Here is a 16,228-nt window from a genome sequence, read left to right on the forward strand (position 1 = left end):
GATGTCGAAGCTGGGAGATCTCGGCGCCAAGCTGTACCGCGGCGAGGTCGGGTACGACTTCGTCGGCAAGCGCTTCGTCTGGTACGGCGTTTCCATCCTGATCACCATCACGGCGATCGTGGCCCTGGCCGTCCAGGGCCTCAACATGGGCATCGAGTTCAAGGGCGGTGCCGTCTTCACGACCGGCAAGACCACCGTCTCCGACACCAAGGCCCGTGAGCTCGCCAAGGAGGCCTCCGGCCACGAGGCGATCGTCCAGAAGCTCGGCAACGGCACGCTGCGCATCCAGATCGCCAGCCTGGACACCGACTCCGCGGCCGACGTCAAGAAGGAGCTGGCGACCGGCCTGAAGATGCCGGAGCAGGACATCAACGCGGACCTGGTCGGCCCGAGCTGGGGCGAGCAGATCGCGAACAAGGCCTGGACCGGCCTCGGCGTCTTCATGATCCTCGTGGTGATCTACCTCGCCATCGCCTTCGAGTGGCGGATGGCGGTCGCCGCGCTGATCGCCCTGGTCCACGACCTCACCATCACCGTCGGCATCTACGCGCTCGTCGGCTTCGAGGTCACCCCGGGCACCGTGATCGGCCTGCTGACCATCCTCGGCTACTCCCTCTACGACACCGTCGTCGTCTTCGACGGCCTGAAGGAGAGCTCGAAGGACATCACCAAGCAGACCCGCTACACCTACGCCGAGGTCGCCAACCGCAGCATCAACGGCACCCTGGTCCGCTCCATCAACACCACGGTCGTCGCACTGCTGCCGGTCGCCGGCCTGCTGTTCATCGGCGGCGGCTTCCTGGGCGCCGGCATGCTGAACGACATCTCGCTGTCGCTGTTCGTCGGCCTCGCGGCCGGCGCGTACTCCTCGATCTTCATCGCGACCCCGCTGGTCGTCGACCTCAAGGAGCGCGAGCCGGCGATCAAGGCGCTGCGCAAGCGGGTCCTCGCCAAGCGGGCCGCGGGCGCGGCCAAGGGCGGCTCCGCCGAGGACGAGCAGGCGTACGGCTCCGACGAGGCCCCGCAGATCGTGGCGCAGGGCCGGGCGGAGCGGCGCCGGTGAGCCCGGCGGCGCCCGAGGTCCGCGAGCTGCTGCTCGCCCGGATCAAGGACATCCCGGACTACCCGAAGCCGGGCGTGGTATTCAAGGACATCACGCCGCTGCTGGCCGACCCGCAGGCGTTCGCCGCGCTGACGGACACCCTCGCGGGCCTCGCCGCCCGCTACGGCGCCACGAAGATCGTCGGCCTGGAGGCGCGCGGCTTCATCCTCGCGGCCCCCGTCGCCGTGCAGGCGGGCGTCGGCTTCGTCCCGGTCCGCAAGGCCGGCAAGCTGCCGGGCGCGACGCTGGCACAGGCGTACGAGCTGGAATACGGCACCGCGGAGATCGAGGTGCACGCCGAGGACCTGAAGCCCGGCGACCGGGTCATGGTCATCGACGATGTCCTGGCCACCGGCGGCACCGCCGAGGCCTCGCTGTCGCTGATCCGCCGGGCCGGCGCCGACGTCGCCGGTGTGGCGGTGCTCATGGAGCTGTCCTTCCTGCCCGGCCGCGCGCGGCTGGCGGAGGGCCTGGCCGGCGCACCGCTGGACGCGCTGATCACCGTCTGACGGGCGCAGTACGCCCCCGGCCCGCCGAGCGGCGGGTTTCCCGGACCTCCCCGGGGAACCCGCCGCTCCGCCGTTTCCGGGCGGCTCCGCCCCGGGCAGGGGGTCCGCCGTACAGACCGGGGAAGGGCCGGGGAACGGCCCGGGGAACGGGCCGGCGGAACCCTCGCTACCATTGGTTATCCGGACCTGACCGGGGCACCGGATCCTCCCCCGGACTCCGCCCGGGGGGACGCCCAGAGGAGCGCTCTTGCCAGACGAGGTCCAGCCACTCTCCGCCGCGCAGCCCGACCCGAAGGCCGACCGTGCCGCGGCGCCCCCCGCCACGCCCCCGCCGGCGCCGCCCGCGAAGCCCGCCAAGCCCGCGCACACCAGGCCCGCGCCGGCGAAGTCCGCAGGGTCGTCCAACCGCGTCCGGGCCCGGCTCGCCCGCCTCGGCGTCCAGCGTTCCAACCCGTACAACCCGGTACTGGAACCCCTCCTGCGCATCGTCCGCAGCAACGACCCGAAGATCGAGACGGCCACGCTGCGCCAGATCGAGCAGGCGTACCAGGTCGCCGAGCGCTGGCACCGCGGCCAGAAGCGCAAGAGCGGCGACCCGTACATCACCCACCCGCTCGCCGTCACCACGATCCTCGCCGAACTCGGCATGGACCCGGCCACACTGATGGCCGGCCTGCTCCACGACACCGTCGAGGACACCGACTACGGGCTGGAGGACCTGCGGCGCGACTTCGGCGACGCCGTCGCCCTCCTCGTCGACGGCGTCACCAAGCTGGACCGGGTCAAGTTCGGCGAGGCCGCGCAGGCCGAGACCGTCCGCAAGATGGTCGTCGCCATGGCGAAGGACCCGCGCGTCCTCGTCATCAAGCTCGCCGACCGCCTGCACAACATGCGCACCATGCGCTACCTCAAGCGGGAGAAGCAGGAGAAGAAGGCCCGCGAGACCCTGGAGATCTACGCCCCGCTCGCCCACCGCCTGGGCATGAACACGATCAAGTGGGAGCTGGAAGACCTCTCCTTCGCGATCCTCTACCCCAAGATGTACGACGAGATCGTCCGGCTGGTCGCCGAGCGCGCCCCCAAGCGGGACGAGTACCTCGCCGTCGTCATCGACGAGGTGCAGACCGACCTCAGAGCGGCCCGCATCAAGGCCACCGTCACCGGCCGCCCCAAGCACTACTACAGCGTCTACCAGAAGATGATCGTCCGCGGACGCGACTTCGCGGAGATCTACGACCTGGTCGGCATCCGCGTCCTCGTCGACACCGTCCGCGACTGCTACGCGGCACTGGGCACCGTCCACGCCCGCTGGAACCCGGTTCCGGGGCGGTTCAAGGACTACATCGCGATGCCCAAGTTCAACATGTACCAGTCGCTCCACACGACGGTCATCGGCCCGGGCGGCAAGCCCGTCGAACTGCAGATCCGCACCTTCGACATGCACCGCCGCGCCGAGTACGGCATCGCCGCGCACTGGAAGTACAAGCAGCAGACCGTCGCCGGAGCATCCAAGATCCGCACGGACGTCCCGCAGGCCGCCAAGGGCAGCGCCGGACAGGACACCGTCAACGACATGGCCTGGCTGCGCCAGCTCCTCGACTGGCAGAAGGAGACCGAGGACCCCGGCGAGTTCCTCGACTCGCTGCGCTTCGACCTCTCCCGCAACGAGGTCTTCGTCTTCACCCCGAAGGGCGACGTCATCGCCCTGCCCGCCGGGGCCACCCCCGTCGACTTCGCGTACGCCGTCCACACCGAGGTCGGCCACCGGACCATAGGCGCCCGCGTCAACGGCCGCCTCGTCCCCCTGGAGTCCACCCTCGACAACGGCGATCTCGTCGAGGTCTTCACCTCCAAGGCCGAAGGCGCCGGACCGTCCCGCGACTGGCTCGGCTTCGTCAAATCGCCGCGCGCCCGCAACAAGATCCGCGCCTGGTTCTCCAAGGAGCGCCGCGACGAGGCCATCGAGCACGGCAAGGACGCCATCGCACGGGCCATGCGCAAGCAGAACCTGCCGATCCAGCGCATCCTGACCGGCGACTCCCTCGTCACCCTCGCGCACGAGATGCGCTACCCCGACATCTCGTCCCTGTACGCCGCGATCGGCGAGGGCCACGTCGCCGCGCAAGGCGTCGTCCAGAAGCTCGTCCAGGCCCTCGGCGGCGAGGAAGCGGCCAACGAGGACATCGAGGAGAGCGTCCCGCCCTCCCGGGCCCGCACGAAGCGGCGCGGCAGCGCCGACCCCGGCGTGGTCGTCAAGGGCGTCGACGACGTGTGGGTCAAGCTCGCCCGCTGCTGCACCCCCGTCCCCGGCGACCCGATCATCGGGTTCGTCACCCGCGGCAGTGGCGTATCGGTTCACCGCGCAGACTGCGTCAACGTGGACTCGCTCTCCCAGCAGCCCGAGCGGATCCTCGAAGTCGAGTGGGCGCCCACCCAGTCCTCGGTCTTCCTGGTCGCCATCCAGGTCGAGGCCCTGGACAGATCCCGCCTGCTCTCGGACGTCACCCGGGTCCTGTCGGACCAGCACGTGAACATCCTCTCCGCGGCCGTCCAGACCTCCCGCGACCGGGTGGCCACCTCCCGGTTCACCTTCGAGATGGGCGACCCGAAGCACCTGGGACACGTCCTGAAGGCCGTGCGCGGCGTCGAGGGCGTCTACGACGTCTACCGCGTCACCTCGGCCCGCAGGCCGTAGACCCGGCCGGCGGGAGAGCCCCGGACACACGGAGGGCCCCGGTACGCGCCGCGTACCGGGGCCCTCCCGCCGTTCCGGCCGGGGCCGAAGGCCCCTGGGCCCGGCAGGCCTCAGCCGCCGAACTCCTCCAGGCCCTTCAGCGCCTGGTCCAGCAGCGCCTGGCGGCCCTCCAGCTCACGCGCAAGCTTGTCGGCCTTCGCGTTGTTGCCCGCCGCACGCGCCGCGTCGACCTCCGCGCGCAGCTTGTCGACCGCCGCCTGGAGCTGGCCCGTCAGGCCGGCCGCACGGGCCCGCGCCTCCGGGTTCGTCCGGCGCCACTCGCCCTCCTCGGCCTCCTGGATCGCCCGCTCGACGGCGTGCATGCGGCCCTCGACCTTGGCCCGGGCGTCCCGCGGCACGTGGCCGATGGCCTCCCAGCGCTCGTTGACCGACCGGAACGCGGCCCGGGCCGCCTTCAGGTCCGTCACCGGGACGAGCTTCTCGGCCTCCTCGGCCAGCTCCTCCTTCAGCTTGAGGTTCTCCACCTGCTCGGCGTCGCGCTCGGCGAACACCTCGCTGCGCGCCGCGAAGAAGACGTCCTGCGCACCGCGGAAACGGTTCCACAGGTCGTCCTCGGCCTCGCGCTGCGCCCGGCCCGCCGCCTTCCAGTCGGCCATCAGCTCCCGGTACCGCGCGGCCGTCGGACCCCAGTCCGTCGACCCCGACAGCGCCTCCGCCTCGGCGACCAGCCTCTCCTTCACCTTGCGGGCGTCCTCGCGCTGCGCGTCCAGCGCGGCGAAGTGCGCCTTGCGGCGCTTGGAGAAGGCGGAGCGGGCGTGCGAGAAGCGGTGCCACAGCTCGTCGTCCGACTTGCGGTCCAGCCGCGGCAGGCCCTTCCAGGTGTCCACCAGGGCGCGGAGCCGCTCGCCCGCCGAACGCCACTGGTCGCTCTGCGCCAGCTCCTCGGCTTCGGCCACCAGGGCCTCCTTGGCCGTGCGGGCCTCGTCCGCCTGCTTGGCCTTCTGCGCCCGGCGCTCCTCGCGCCGCGCCTCGACCGTCGCGACCAGCTTGTCCAGCCGGACGCGCAGCGCGTCCAGGTCGCCGACGGCGTGGTGCTCGTCGACCTGCGTGCGCAGGTGGTCGATCGCCGTCTGCGCGTCCTTGGCGGACAGATCGGTGGTCCGCACCCGCCGCTCGAGGAGGCCGATCTCGACCACCAGGCCCTCGTACTTGCGCTCGAAGTAGGCCAGGGCCTCCTCGGGGGTGCCCGCCTGCCACGAGCCGACGACCTTCTCCCCCTCGGCAGTACGCACGTACACGGTGCCCGTCTCGTCGACGCGGCCCCACGGGTCGCTGCTCACAGCGCCTCCTCCACCTGATGCCTGCAAAGGGGGTCGCCCCCTGGGCATCGTCCACAGTTTCCTCGGGCGGGCAGCACCCGCCCTGCACAACGCCAACATAGGCGACCGCCGGGCCGGCTGTCCGCATCCCGCACGACGCAATATCGCCGCACGGGCGCGGGGCCGGCCGGACGCGGCGCCGCCGCCCCCGTCAGTTCCGGGTGACGGTGCCCTTCTCGATGGTCACGGGGGTCTTCGGGGCCCCGTCCTGGCCGCCGTCGGCGGTGCCCGCCTTGGCGACCTCCTCCAGCGCCTTCATGCCCCCCGCGTCGATCTTGCCGAACGGGGTGTACGACGGCGCCAGCGGGCTGTCCTTGTAGACCAGGAAGAACTGGCTGCCGCCGCTGTGCGGCCGACCGGTGTTCGCCATCGCCACCGTGCCCGCCGGGTAGACCACCTGGCCCTGCTCGTTCGGCTTGCCCAGCGCGTCCAGGTTCTCGTCCGCGATCGTGTAGCCCGGGCCGCCCATGCCGGTGCCCTCCGGGTCGCCGCACTGCAGCACGTAGATCCCCGAGGTGGTCAGGCGGTGGCACTTCGTGTTGTCGAAGAAGCCCTTGTCCGCCAGCGCCTTGAACGAGTTGACGGTCTCCGGAGTCTTGGCCGCGTCCATCTCGACCTTGACCTCACCCGCGCTCGTCTTCAGCGCGAAGGTGTACTTCGCCTTCTGGTCGATCGCCATCGCGGGCGCCGGGGAGGCCTTCGGGCTCGCCGACGCCGTCGGGTCCGCCGCCGGGTCGGCGGCATTGTCCTTCTTGCCGGAGTCGAACACCCCGCCCACCACCAGGCCGACCAGCGTCGCGGCCACCACGGCCGCCGCCGCGCCCGCGATGACCGCCCGCTGCCGCGCCTTGCGACGGGCCTCGGCGCGCCGCTTCTGCTGACGCTCGAACTTCTCCCTGGCGAGCTGTCGCCGCCGCTGATCGCTCGTGACCACCGGGTCGTCTCCTTGTGCGTGTCTGGTACCGCTGTCCGGGCACGGTATGGCCGTACCGTATATGGGTTCGCTGTGGAACGAGCCGCGCCGGTAGGCTCTGAGCAGCAGCATTGGCGGACAACCACCGCAGCTGCAGCTCCCGCCGGACGAAGAATGAGGACGAACGTGCTGATTGCCGGGTTCCCCGCCGGGGCCTGGGGGACCAACTGCTACGTGGTCGCCCCCGCCGCCGGTGAGGAGTGCGTGATCATCGACCCGGGCCACCAGGCGGCCCAGGGCGTCGAGGAGACCCTCCGCAAGCACCGGCTCAAGCCCGTGGCCGTCGTCCTCACCCACGGCCACATCGACCACGTGGCCTCCGTCGTCCCGGTGTGCGGAGCGCACGACGTGCCGGCCTGGATCCACCCCGAGGACCGCTACATGATGAGCGACCCGGAGAAGGCCCTCGGCCGCTCCATCGGGATGCCGCTCATGGGCGAGCTGACCATCGGCGAGCCGGACGACGTCCGCGAGCTCACCGACGGCGCCGGGCTGAAACTGGCCGGCCTCGACTTCACGGTGGCGCACGCGCCCGGCCATACCAAGGGGTCGGTGACCTTCCGGATGCCCGAGCAGGCGGACATCCCGCCGGTGTTCTTCTCGGGCGACCTCCTCTTCGCCGGCTCCATCGGACGCACCGACCTGCCCGGCGGCTCCCACGCCGAGATGCTCGAGTCGCTGGCCCGCGTGTGCCTGCCCCTCGACGACTCGACCGTGGTGCTGTCCGGCCACGGTCCCCAGACCACCATCGGCCGCGAGCGCGCGACCAACCCGTACCTGCGGGAGGTCGCCGCCGGCCTGGCAGCGGACCCCACGGCCGCTCCACGACGAGGAATGTGACGAGACTTTCGTGAGCACCTTCAAGGCCCCCAAGGGCACGTACGACCTGATTCCGCCCCGCTCGGCCAAGTTCCTGGCGGTCCGCGAGGCCATCGCCGCGCCCCTGCGCAACTCCGGCTACGGGTACGTGGAGACCCCCGGCTTCGAGAACGTCGAGCTGTTCTCCCGTGGCGTCGGCGAGTCCACGGACATCGTGTCCAAGGAGATGTACACCCTCACGACCCGCGGGGGCGACAAGCTCGCGCTGCGCCCCGAGGGCACCGCGTCCGTGCTGCGCGCGGCCCTGGAGGCCAACCTCCACAAGCAGGGCAACCTGCCGGTCAAGCTCTACTACTCCGGCTCGTACTACCGCTACGAGCGCGCCCAGGCCGGCCGCTACCGCCACTTCTCGCAGGTCGGCGCCGAGGCGATCGGCGCCGAGGACCCCGCCCTGGACGCCGAGCTGATCATCCTGGCCGACCAGGCCTACCGCTCGCTGGGGCTTAAGAACTTCCGGATCCTGCTGAACTCCCTGGGCGACAAGGAGTGCCGTCCCGCGTACCGCGAGACCCTCCAGGCGTTCCTGCGCGGGCTCGACCTGGACGAGGAGACCCTCCGCCGCGCCGAGATCAACCCTCTGCGGGTCCTCGACGACAAGCGGCCCGAGGTCCAGAAGCAGCTCGCCGACGCACCCCTGCTGCGCGACTACCTCTGCGACGGGTGCAAGGCGTACCACGAGGAGGTGCGCGCGCTGGTCACCGCGGCGGGCGTCGTCTTCGAGGACGACCCGAAGCTGGTCCGCGGCCTGGACTACTACACCCGCACCACCTTCGAGTTCGTCCACGGCGGCCTGGGCTCGCAGTCCGCGGTCGGCGGCGGCGGCCGCTACGACGGCCTGTCCGAGATGATCGGCGGCCCGGCACTGCCGTCGGTGGGCTGGGCGCTCGGCGTCGACCGCACCGTCCTGGCCCTGGAGGCCGAGGGCGTCGAGCTGGACATCGCACGGAGCACCGACGTCTTCGCCGTCGCGCTGGGCGACGCGAAGCCGACCGTGTTCGGCCTGGTCACCGAGCTGCGCCGGGCCGGTGTGTCCGCGGACATGTCGTACGGCGGCAAGGGCCTCAAGGGCGCCATGAAGGACGCCAACCGCTCGGGCGCCCGCTTCGCCGTCGTCGCGGGGGACCGCGACCTCGCCGAGGGCGTCGTCCAGCTCAAGGACATGGAGTCCGGCGAGCAGACGGCCGTGCCGCTGGACGCCCTGGTCGAGAGCGTGCGCGCGAAGCTCGCGTGATGTGTCGAGGCCGGACGGCGGACACCGTCCGGCCTCGAACCCCGCGAGTGCGGGGAGCAGGCGCCGCCGTTCGTCTCGAAGGCGTACATCTCCGGGTCATCCCCGCACCGTCGGGGAGCAGCTGACCGGACAACGACCGGCGGCCGCACGCGGTTACCGCCCGGCAGGCCCCACAGGACCGTGCGGCAGAATGCAGCGCATGACGACGACTACAGGCGACACGACCGTGCGGACCGTCGGCGCGAGCAGGGCCCTGGCCTGGCTGCTGGTGATCACCGGCGCGGCCGGGCTGCTGGCGGCCTGGGTGATCACGATCGACAAGTTCAAGCTGCTGGAGGACCCGAACTTCACGCCCGGGTGCAGCCTGAACCCCATCGTCTCCTGCGGCAACATCATGAAGAGCGAGCAGGCGGCGGTGTTCGGCTTCCCGAACCCCATGCTCGGCCTCGTCGCCTACGGCATCGTGGTCTGCGTCGGCATGAGCATCCTGGCCGGGGCCCGCTTCCGGCGCTGGTACTGGCTCACCTTCAACGCCGGCACCCTCTTCGGCGTCGTCTTCTGCGCCTGGCTGACGTACCAGTCGCTGTACAGCATCAGCGCGCTCTGCCTGTGGTGCTGCCTGGCCTGGGCCGCCACCATCCTGATGTTCTGGTACGTCACCGCGCACAACGTCCGCGAGGGGCTGCTGCCCGCACCGGCCTGGCTGCGGAACTTCCTCGACGAGTTCACCTGGGTGCTGCCCGTGCTGCACATCGGGATCATCGGCATGCTGATCCTGACCCGCTGGTGGGACTTCTGGACCTCCTGAGCCCGCCCGGCCTGTCGGCGGGAGCGCTTAGGCTTCCCGTGTGGAACCAGACCTGTTCACCGCCGCAGCCGAAGACCGCGCGGAGAAGGATCCGGCGAGCTCCCCGCTCGCCGTCCGGATGCGCCCGCGCACCCTGGACGAGGTCGTCGGGCAGCAGCACCTGCTGAAGCCGGGCTCGCCGCTGCGGCGGCTGGTCGGCGAGGGCGCGGGCGGCCCGGCCGGTTCCTCGTCGGTGATCCTGTGGGGCCCGCCGGGCACCGGCAAGACGACCCTGGCGTACGTGGTGAGCCAGGCGACGCAGAAGCGCTTCGTGGAGCTGTCCGCGATCACCGCCGGCGTCAAGGAGGTCCGGGCCGTCATCGAGGGCGCCCGGCGCGCCGCCGGCGGCTACGGCAAGGAGACCGTCCTCTTCCTCGACGAGATCCACCGCTTCAGCAAGGCGCAGCAGGACTCCCTGCTCCCGGCCGTCGAGAACCGCTGGGTGACCCTGATCGCGGCGACGACCGAGAACCCGTACTTCTCGGTGATCTCCCCGCTGCTGTCGCGCTCGCTTCTGCTGACGCTGGAGCCGCTGTCCGACGGGGACCTGAGCGGCCTGCTGCACCGGGCGCTGGCCGAGGAGCGGGGGCTGGGCGGGGCGGTGTCGCTGCCGGAGGACGCGGAGGCGCACCTGCTGCGGATCGCGGGCGGGGACGCCCGGCGGGCGCTGACGGCGCTGGAGGCGGCCGCGGGGGCGGCCCTCGCCAAGGGCGAGGACGAGATCACGCTGGGGACGGTGGAGGAGACCGTCGACCGGGCGGCCGTGAAGTACGACCGGGACGGCGACCAGCACTACGACGTGGCGAGCGCCCTGATCAAGTCGATCCGCGGCTCCGACGTGGACGCGGCCCTGCACTACCTGGCGCGGATGATCGAGGCGGGGGAGGACCCGCGGTTCATCGCGCGGCGCCTGATGATCTCGGCGAGCGAGGACATCGGGCTGGCCGATCCGAACGCGCTGCCGCTGGCGGTGGCCGCCGCGCAGGCGGTGGCGATGATCGGCTTCCCGGAGGCGGCGCTGACCCTGTCGCACGCGACGATCGCGCTGGCGCTCGCCCCGAAGTCGAACACGGCGACGACGGCGATCGGCGCGGCCCTCGCGGACGTGCGGGCGGGTCTGGCCGGGACGGTGCCCGCACACCTGCGGGACGGGCACTACAAGGGCGCGGCGAAGCTCGGGCACGCGGTGGGGTACGTGTACCCGCACGACGTTCCGGGGGCGATCGCGGCGCAGCAGTACGCGCCGGACGCGGTGCACGGCAAGCGGTACTACGAGCCGACGCGGTACGGCGCGGAGGCGCGCTACGCGGACGTGGTGGAGAAGGTCCGCGAGCGGCTCCGCGGCGCGGGCGGCGCCTGACCGGCCGCCGGTGAACCCGGCGGAGGGGTTCCTAGCGGCCGGCCGCGGCGAAGAGGTGGTGCATCGCGCGGCGCAGGCCGCACACGTCGCGCACCGGGGCGGGGAAGTCGAAGCGGGCGTCGAAGGAGGAGGACACCGCGGCGCCGGGTCGGCTGAAGCGGACGCGCAGGCCGAGGCGGTCCAGGGCCAGGGGGACGGCGGTGAGGGCGCCGTCGCGGCGGGGGCCCAGCAGGGAGCCGAGGTCGGCGACCCGGTCGCGGTGTGCGGCGGCGAGGTGCTGGAGGAGCTCGGTCTCGTGGTCCAGGAGGGGGTCGGGTTCGGCGGAGGCGAGGTCGTCGGGGTCGACGTGCTCGGCGCCCCACAGGTCGTCGAGGGAGATCTCGCCGACCTCCAGGCGCAGCAGCACCCATCCGGGGCGGGAGTCCAGGCCGAGGAGTCCGCCGACGGGGCGGCGCTCGGCGAGGAGGGCGGCGCAGGCGGCGCGCTCGGCCGCCGGGACCCGCGTCAGCCACCCCGCGAGCCACGCGCGGCCTCGGATACGATGGGGCACGGACACCGGCGCCACATCCGTGATCTCGATCACGGCGGTGAGGTCGTCGTCCTGGGCGTGAGCGGCTGCCCTGGCAGCCGCGGATTCCCCTGGTACCAGGAGAAGCACGTCCCCGTCCGGGGTGACGGTCCGCGCGGCCGGCACCCCTGTCCACCACTCTCCCTGGTCGTGAGCACCCGGCAGCGTGAGGGATACTGAGGCGTTGGACTCTACGAGGGTTCGTACGCGTTCGGCTCCGGTGAGCTGCCGAACGCCTTCCCTGGGACGCGGCTGACCTTGTTCATCGTCGTCGAAAGCGGATTCCGGTTGATGGGAATCCGAACTCCGATGCGCTCTGGGCAGGGGGATCCCATGCGGTCGAGACATTACGTCCTCCTCGATAAGGTAAGCCTCACCTAACTTACATGGAGGTAGGTTCCCCGTGAACCAGAAGCGACCCAAGGTCAAGAAGTCGCGTGCTCTCGGCATCGCCCTGACGCCGAAGGCCGTCAAGTACTTCGAGGCCCGCCCCTACCCGCCGGGCGAGCACGGCCGTGGCCGCAAGCAGAACTCGGACTACAAGGTCCGTCTGCTCGAGAAGCAGCGTCTGCGCGCCCAGTACGACATCTCCGAGCGCCAGATGGCCCGCGCCTACGACCGCGCCAAGAAGGCCGAGGGCAAGACGGGCGAGGCGCTGGTCGTCGAGCTCGAGCGTCGCCTCGACGCCCTGGTCCTGCGTTCGGGCATCGCCCGCACCATCTACCAGGCCCGCCAGATGGTCGTCCACGGCCACATCGAGGTCAACGGCGCCAAGGTCGACAAGCCGTCGTTCCGTGTCCGCCCGGACGACGTCATCACCGTGCGCGAGCGCAGCCGCGAGAAGGTCCCGTTCCAGATCGCCCGCGAGGGCGGCTACGCAGGCGAGGGCGAGACCCCGCGCTACCTGCAGGTCAACCTGAAGGCCCTGGCCTTCCGCCTGGACCGCGACCCGAACCGCAAGGAGATCCCGGTCATCTGCGACGAGCAGCTCGTCGTCGAGTACTACGCCCGCTGATCCAGCGGACGCAGGCTCACAGCCGGTCAGCCCGCCGGCTCCCCCTCGGGGGAGCCGGCGGGCTTCCTGCTTGCCGGCCCCTGCCGCCCGGGCGCGGCCCCGCCGACCCGGTATTCCGGTACGGCGGCGGATCTCCGGCGCGATAGGGTCGGAGGACGACTTTTCGACGTAGCGACCAACATGCAGAGAGCGGTGCAACGTGTCCGGTGGAGAGGTGGCCGGGATCCTCGTGGCCGTCTTCTGGGCCATCCTCGTCTCCTTCCTCGCCGTGGCGCTGGCGAGGCTGGCGCAGGTGCTCAAGGCGACCACCAAGCTGGTGGCCGACGTGACCGAGCAGGCAGTCCCCCTGCTCGCCGACGCCTCCACCACCGTCCGCTCCGCGCGCACCCAGCTCGACCGGGTCGACGCCATCGCGAGCGACGTCCAGGAGGTCACGTCCAACGCCTCCGCCCTGTCCTCGACCGTGGCCTCCACCTTCGGAGGCCCGCTCGTCAAGGTCGCCGCCTTCGGCTACGGGGTCCGCAAGGCCCTGGGCAGGACGCAGGACGGGGCGCCGCGCACCGCCGAACGGCGTACCGTGATCGTTGGCCGCACGGTGCCGGCCGCGCGGCGCCGTAAGCAGAAGGGCTGAGAGAGCCGATGTTCCGCCGAGCCTTCTGGTTCACCGCAGGCGCAGCCGCCGGCGTGTGGGCCACCACCAAGGTCAACCGCCGGCTGAAGCAGCTGACGCCGGAGAGCCTCGCCGCCCAGGCCGCCGACAAGGCCGTCGAGGCCGGCCACCGGCTCAAGCACTTCGCCCTCGACGTCAAAGCGGGAATGTCGCAGCGCGAGGACGAGCTGAACGACGCACTGGGGTTGTGCCGGTCCGAAGAAGGCGCAGCCCGGCCCGACAACGTCACCGCCCTCCCGGGGCCGCGGCGGCTGCAGGCCATCGAGAACCCGCAACGCACCACCCACCGACCGAACTTCTCCCACATCAACCGGAATGAGGACCACTGATGGAGTCGGCTGAAATCCGCCGCCGCTGGCTGAGCTTCTTCGAGGAGCGCGGTCATGCCGTTGTCCCTTCGGCGTCGCTCATCGCGGACGACCCGACTCTGCTGCTGGTCAACGCGGGCATGGTCCCGTTCAAGCCGTACTTCCTCGGTGAGACCAAGCCGCCGGCCCCGCGGGCCACCAGCGTGCAGAAGTGCGTCCGCACCCCGGACATCGAAGAGGTCGGCAAGACGACCCGCCACGGCACGTTCTTCCAGATGTGCGGCAACTTCTCCTTCGGCGACTACTTCAAGGAAGGCGCCATCAAGCTGGCCTGGGAGCTGCTGACCACCCCGGTGGCGGACGGCGGCTACGGGCTGGAGCCGGAGAAGCTCTGGATCACCGTCTACCAGGACGACGACGAGGCCGAGCAGATCTGGCGCGACGTGATCGGCGTCCCCGCCGAGCGCATCCAGCGCCTGGGCAAGAAGGACAACTTCTGGTCCATGGGCGTCCCCGGCCCCTGCGGCCCCTGCTCCGAGATCAACTACGACCGCGGCCCCGAGTTCGGCGTCGAGGGCGGCCCCGCCGTCAACGACGAGCGGTACGTGGAGATCTGGAACCTCGTCTTCATGCAGTACGAGCGGGGTGTCGGCGACGGCAAGGAGGACTTCCCGATCCTCGGCGACCTGCCGTCGAAGAACATCGACACCGGTCTCGGCCTCGAACGCCTGGCGATGATCCTCCAGGGTGTCCGGAACATGTACGAGACCGACACCCTGCGCGTCGTCATGGACAAGGCGACCGAGCTGACCGGGGTCCGCTACGGCGCCTCCCAGGAGACCGACGTGTCGATGCGCGTGGTCGCCGACCACATGCGCACCTCCGTCATGCTCATCGGCGACGGCGTCACCCCCGGCAACGAGGGCCGCGGCTACGTGCTGCGCCGCATCATGCGCCGCGCCATCCGCAACATGCGCCTCATGGGCGCCACGGGCCCGGTCGTCCAGGAGCTGCTGGACACCGTCATCGACACGATGGGGCAGCAGTACCCGGAGCTGATCACCGACCGGCAGCGCATCGAGACCGTCGCGCTCGCCGAGGAGGCCCGCTTCCTGAAGACCCTCAACGCCGGCACCAACGTCCTCGAAGGCGCCATCACCGAGACCAAGGCCGGCGGCGGCACGGTCCTGGCCGGCGACAAGGCGTTCCTGCTCCACGACACCTGGGGCTTCCCGATCGACCTGACCCTGGAGATCGCCGCCGAGCAGGGCCTGAGCGTCGACGAGCCCGGCTTCCGCCGCCTGATGCAGGAGCAGAAGGACAAGGCCAAGGCGGACGCGAAGGCCAAGAAGACGGGCCACGCCGACGTCGCCGCCTACCGCGAGATCGCCGACTCGGCGGGCGGCACGGAGTTCACCGGCTACGCCACCAACCAGGGCGAGGCCACCATCGTGGGCCTCCTCGTCAACGGCGTGTCCTCCCCGGCGGCCTCCGAGGGCGACGAGGTCGAGGTCGTCCTGGACCGCACCCCCTTCTACGCCGAGGGCGGCGGCCAGCTCGCCGACCAGGGCCGCATCAAGCTCGACTCGGGCGCGGTCATCGAGGTCCGCGACGTCCAGCAGCCGGTGCCCGGCGTCTCCGTGCACAAGGGCTCCGTCCAGGTCGGCGAGGTGACCGTCGGCGCCTCCGCGTACGCCGCGATCGACGTCCGCCGCCGCCGGGCCATCGCCCGCGCCCACTCGGCCACCCACCTGACCCACCAGGCGCTGCGCGACGCCCTGGGCCCGACGGCCGCGCAGGCCGGCTCGGAGAACAGCCCGGGCCGCTTCCGCTTCGACTTCGGCTCGCCGAACGCCGTCCCCGGCACCGTCCTCACCGACGTCGAGCAGAAGATCAACGACGTGCTCTCGCGCGAGCTGGACGTCACCGCCGAGATCATGAGCATCGACGAGGCGAAGAAGCAGGGCGCCATCGCCGAGTTCGGCGAGAAGTACGGCGAGCGGGTCCGCGTCGTGACCATCGGCGACTTCTCCAAGGAGCTGTGCGGCGGCACGCACGTCGGCAACACCGCCCAGCTGGGCCTGGTGAAGCTGCTCGGCGAGTCCTCCATCGGCTCCGGCGTGCGCCGAGTCGAGGCGCTCGTGGGTGTGGACGCCTACAACTTCCTCGCCAAGGAGCACACGGTCGTCGCCCAGCTCCAGGAGCTGGTGAAGGGCCGCCCGGAGGAGCTGCCGGAGAAGATCGCCTCCATGCTCGGCAAGCTGAAGGACGCCGAGAAGGAGATCGAGAAGTTCCGCGCGGAGAAGGTCCTCCAGGCCGCCGCCGGCCTCGCGGAGAACGCCCAGGACATCCGCGGTGTCGCGCTCGTGGTGGGGCAGGTCCAGGACGGCACCGGCGCCGACGACCTGCGCAAGCTGGTCCTCGACGTCCGCGGCCGCATCCAGGGCGACCGCCCGGCCGTCGTCGCCCTGTTCACCGTCGCGGGCGGCCGCCCGCTGACCGTGGTCGCCACCAACGAGGCCGCCCGCGAGCGCGGCCTGAAGGCCGGCGACCTGGTCCGCACGGCCGCCAAGACCCTCGGCGGCGGCGGTGGCGGCAAGCCCGACGTCGCCCAGGGCGGCGGCCAGAACCCGGACGCCGTGCCGGAGGCCATCGCCGCGGTCGAGCGCCTCGTCGTCGAGACGGTCTGACG

14 protein-coding genes are annotated in these 16,228 nt (G+C 71.4%); 11 read left to right on the forward strand and 3 right to left on the reverse strand.

Annotated elements, in window-relative coordinates:
* Window position 1: 1 nt before the first annotated feature.
* The 3 genes from secF to IE170_RS24270 all read left to right on the forward strand — a co-directional run bounded on the left by secF (window position 2) and on the right by IE170_RS24270 (window position 4,306).
* On the forward strand, window positions 2–1,063 hold the full coding sequence (secF, locus tag IE170_RS24260; protein WP_189811570.1) for a protein translocase subunit SecF: 1,062 nt from the start codon (window positions 2–4) through the stop codon (window positions 1,061–1,063).
* Complete coding sequence (locus tag IE170_RS24265; RefSeq protein WP_189811571.1) at window positions 1,060–1,611, forward strand: adenine phosphoribosyltransferase; 552 nt, start codon at window positions 1,060–1,062, stop codon at window positions 1,609–1,611. Before secF ends, IE170_RS24265 begins: the two co-directional genes overlap by 4 nt.
* A 247-nt stretch (window positions 1,612–1,858) precedes the next feature.
* Window positions 1,859–4,306, forward strand: a complete 2,448-nt coding sequence (locus tag IE170_RS24270) for a RelA/SpoT family protein (RefSeq protein ID WP_189811572.1) — start codon at window positions 1,859–1,861, stop codon at window positions 4,304–4,306.
* 110 nt (window positions 4,307–4,416) lie between these two features.
* Here the strand turns inward: IE170_RS24270 and IE170_RS24275 are convergent, their stop codons facing one another.
* Both IE170_RS24275 and IE170_RS24280 read right to left on the reverse strand, forming a co-directional pair.
* Entirely contained in the window at window positions 4,417–5,646 is a 1,230-nt protein-coding gene (locus IE170_RS24275; protein WP_189811573.1) for a DUF349 domain-containing protein, read from the reverse strand.
* 190 nt (window positions 5,647–5,836) lie between these two features.
* Window positions 5,837–6,619, reverse strand: a complete 783-nt coding sequence (locus IE170_RS24280; protein ID WP_189811574.1) for a peptidylprolyl isomerase — start codon at window positions 6,617–6,619, stop codon at window positions 5,837–5,839.
* 165 nt (window positions 6,620–6,784) lie between these two features.
* Between IE170_RS24280 and IE170_RS24285 the strand changes: the two genes are divergently transcribed.
* The 4 genes from IE170_RS24285 (at window position 6,785) to IE170_RS24300 (ending at window position 10,975) form a co-directional block, all read left to right on the forward strand.
* Complete coding sequence (locus tag IE170_RS24285; protein ID WP_189811575.1) at window positions 6,785–7,498, forward strand: MBL fold metallo-hydrolase; 714 nt, start codon at window positions 6,785–6,787, stop codon at window positions 7,496–7,498.
* A 10-nt stretch (window positions 7,499–7,508) separates the two neighbouring features.
* Window positions 7,509–8,768, forward strand: coding sequence for a histidine--tRNA ligase (gene hisS / locus IE170_RS24290; RefSeq protein WP_189811576.1), 1,260 nt, complete (start codon window positions 7,509–7,511; stop codon window positions 8,766–8,768).
* Between the two features lie 199 nt (window positions 8,769–8,967).
* The gene (locus tag IE170_RS24295; RefSeq protein WP_189811577.1) at window positions 8,968–9,576 is read left to right on the forward strand and encodes a vitamin K epoxide reductase family protein; all 609 of its coding nucleotides are present in this window, start codon (window positions 8,968–8,970) and stop codon (window positions 9,574–9,576) included.
* A gap of 40 nt (window positions 9,577–9,616) precedes the next feature.
* Entirely contained in the window at window positions 9,617–10,975 is a 1,359-nt protein-coding gene (locus IE170_RS24300; RefSeq protein WP_189811578.1) for a replication-associated recombination protein A, read from the forward strand.
* A 31-nt stretch (window positions 10,976–11,006) separates the two neighbouring features.
* Here IE170_RS24300 and IE170_RS24305 read toward each other — a convergent pair whose 3' ends face one another.
* The gene (locus IE170_RS24305) at window positions 11,007–11,891 is read right to left on the reverse strand and encodes a DUF2470 domain-containing protein (RefSeq protein ID WP_223856900.1); all 885 of its coding nucleotides are present in this window, start codon (window positions 11,889–11,891) and stop codon (window positions 11,007–11,009) included.
* Between the two features lie 55 nt (window positions 11,892–11,946).
* Here IE170_RS24305 and rpsD point away from each other — a divergent pair, with 55 nt between their 5' ends.
* The 4 genes from rpsD (at window position 11,947) to alaS (ending at window position 16,226) form a co-directional block, all read left to right on the forward strand.
* The gene (gene rpsD, locus IE170_RS24310; protein ID WP_114056761.1) at window positions 11,947–12,558 is read left to right on the forward strand and encodes a 30S ribosomal protein S4; all 612 of its coding nucleotides are present in this window, start codon (window positions 11,947–11,949) and stop codon (window positions 12,556–12,558) included.
* Between the two features lie 199 nt (window positions 12,559–12,757).
* The gene (locus tag IE170_RS24315) at window positions 12,758–13,189 is read left to right on the forward strand and encodes a DUF948 domain-containing protein (RefSeq protein WP_189811580.1); all 432 of its coding nucleotides are present in this window, start codon (window positions 12,758–12,760) and stop codon (window positions 13,187–13,189) included.
* Window positions 13,190–13,197: 8 nt separating this feature from the next.
* Window positions 13,198–13,557, forward strand: coding sequence for a DUF6167 family protein (locus tag IE170_RS24320; protein WP_189811581.1), 360 nt, complete (start codon window positions 13,198–13,200; stop codon window positions 13,555–13,557).
* On the forward strand, window positions 13,557–16,226 hold the full coding sequence (gene alaS, locus IE170_RS24325; protein WP_189811582.1) for an alanine--tRNA ligase: 2,670 nt from the start codon (window positions 13,557–13,559) through the stop codon (window positions 16,224–16,226). Before IE170_RS24320 ends, alaS begins: the two co-directional genes overlap by 1 nt.
* The last annotated feature ends 2 nt before the right edge of the window (window positions 16,227–16,228 follow it).

This window comes from Streptomyces toxytricini (assembly GCF_014649915.1).
Classification (GTDB): domain Bacteria; phylum Actinomycetota; class Actinomycetes; order Streptomycetales; family Streptomycetaceae; genus Streptomyces; species Streptomyces toxytricini.